Origin of the sequence: Streptomyces phytophilus (assembly GCF_013870535.1) — a bacterium.
Classification (GTDB): Bacteria; Actinomycetota; Actinomycetes; order Streptomycetales; family Streptomycetaceae; genus Streptomyces; species Streptomyces phytophilus.
This window is the reverse complement of the sequence record NZ_JACBXC010001227.1, coordinates 1-1,769: the sequence shown is the minus strand read 5'-3', so window position 1 is coordinate 1,769 and position 1,769 is coordinate 1. Positions and strand designations below refer to the sequence as shown.

Here is a 1,769-nt window from a genome sequence, read left to right as displayed (position 1 = left end):
TCTGCCGGGTGCCCTGACGGCCCCGCGGCCCGGCCCGTATCCGCTCCAACGGCCCGGCGCCGCAACGTGCTTCGCCGCCCCTAGACTCTCCCCATGGAGATCCTCGGCACCTCACTGCGCATCTGCGTGGACGACCTTGAGTCCGCCGTCGACACGTACGAGAGGCTGACCGGCGAACAGGCGCAGCACTTCTCGCAGGCGGGCGTCTCCGTCGCCGCGGTCGGCTGCTTCCTGCTGATGTCCGGTCCGCCGCAGACCCTCGACGTGCTGCGCAGAATCACCGCGACACTGGCGGTCAAGGACGTCACCGAGGCGTACGCGACGCTCCGCTCGGTCGGCGCCGAGATCGTCGCGGGCCCCTCGGAGACGCCGATCGGACGCAACATGGTGGCGCGCCACCCCGACGGCAGCATCTTCGAGTACGTCGACCGCCGCCGCTGACGGCTAGCGCGCCGCACCCGGGAGGTCGGTCATCTCGGCGGTCAGCGCCCAGCGTTCGTGATCGCGCCAGGCGCCGTCGATGAACAGGTAATCCGGCGAGAAGCCCTCCAGGCGGAAGCCCGCGCGCTTGGCCAGCGCGATGGACGCGGCGTTGCCCGGCTGGACGTTGATCTCCAGGCGGTGCAGGCCGAGGTGCGTGAAGGCGTGCCGGACGACCAGGCCGATGCCCTCGGACATGTGGCCGCGGCCGGCGTACGGCACGAACGCCGCGTACCCGAGGGCGCCGGAGAGGAAGGCGCGGCGCACGATGGCGTTGATGTTGACGAAGCCGGCGATCGCGCCGGACTCCCGCTCGCAGACGAGGAACCCCTCGGTCTGCGGCTCGGTGAGCCGCTCCAGGTAGGCGCGGTAGTCGGCGGGGGTGGCGGGCGGGGACAGCCACGGGCGGTGGAGCTGGGCGCTGGCCCGCGCACGGGCGAGGAACTCCTCCTCGTCCGCGGCGCGCGGGGGGCGGATCGCGGTCCGGCCGCCGGCCGCGACGACGTCGTTCTCTGGCACCGGGCGAGTGTACGCCCGGGTGCGGGTCAGGGGTTCGGCTGGACGAACCGCAGCCGGTTGCCGAAGGGGTCGGTGAGCTCCAGGATCGTGCCGATCCCGGCGTCCTCTTCGAGCCCGGGCTTCAGGTACGGATAGTCCTTGGCCTTCAGCTCCGCGTGCAGTTCGCCCGCACCGTCGACCTCGATGTAGGCGGTGGCTCCGGGGCTGGCGTCGCCGTAGTGCTCGCTGAGGTGGAGGGTGAGGTCGCCGCGGGACACCTGCATGTAGAGCGGGAACCCGTCGGAGAACCTGTGCTCCCAGTCGACGGTGAAGCCCAGGTAGTCGAGGTAGAACTCGCGCGCCTTGGCGATGTCGAAGATGCGGAAGATCGGGACGGTGCGCCGGAAGAGGACAGTCATGTCTCCACTATGCCTCCGCCGCCAGCCGCTCGGCGAGACGGCGCATCCCGTCTCCCACCAGGTAGTGGCCGGGCAGCCCGGGGATCTCGACCGGGCGGCCCGCGGGGCGCCGGGGCGGGTGGCGGATGAGGTGGCCGAGGACGCGGGCGGCGAGCGCGGGGTCGTCGGGAGGGTCGCCGAGGACGTAGTGGTAGGCGTTCGGGCGCCAGTGGGGGTAGCGCTCGGTGAGGCCGACGATCAGCGCGGGCGGGCGGCGGCGGTACGAGGCGTACGGCTCGGCGTAGTACGACGTGCGGCGGCCCTCGGCGGTGTTGCACGACGCGCAGAGCAGCCCGCGGACCAGGCCGGAGACGTGGTGGTGGTCGACGACGA

General features: G+C 72.2%; 4 protein-coding genes. 1 reads left to right on the top strand and 3 read right to left on the bottom strand.

The window, feature by feature from the left end:
• Positions 1–93 precede the first annotated feature (93 nt).
• Entirely contained in the window at positions 94–441 is a 348-nt protein-coding gene (locus H5J30_RS31040; protein ID WP_018837093.1) for a VOC family protein, read from the top strand.
• Positions 442–444: 3 nt separating this feature from the next.
• Here the strand turns inward: H5J30_RS31040 and H5J30_RS31035 are convergent, their stop codons facing one another.
• The 3 genes from H5J30_RS31035 to H5J30_RS31025 all read right to left on the bottom strand — a co-directional run.
• Positions 445–999, bottom strand: coding sequence for a GNAT family N-acetyltransferase (locus H5J30_RS31035; protein WP_181790837.1), 555 nt, complete (start codon positions 997–999; stop codon positions 445–447).
• Between the two features lie 26 nt (positions 1,000–1,025).
• Positions 1,026–1,397, bottom strand: coding sequence for a glyoxalase superfamily protein (locus tag H5J30_RS31030; RefSeq protein WP_027741141.1), 372 nt, complete (start codon positions 1,395–1,397; stop codon positions 1,026–1,028).
• Positions 1,398–1,404: 7 nt separating this feature from the next.
• Positions 1,405–1,769: endonuclease domain-containing protein (locus tag H5J30_RS31025; RefSeq protein ID WP_181790835.1), on the bottom strand; the 365-nt coding region annotated here is incomplete at its 5' end.

Bases quoted from the DNA above. Each gene is read 5' to 3' on its own strand.
- H5J30_RS31040 (WP_018837093.1), top strand. From the start codon at position 94: ATGGAGATCCTCGGCACCTCACTGCGCATCTGCGTGGACGACCTTGAG.
- H5J30_RS31030 (WP_027741141.1), bottom strand. From the start codon at position 1,397: ATGACTGTCCTCTTCCGGCGCACCGTCCCGATCTTCCGCATCTTCGAC.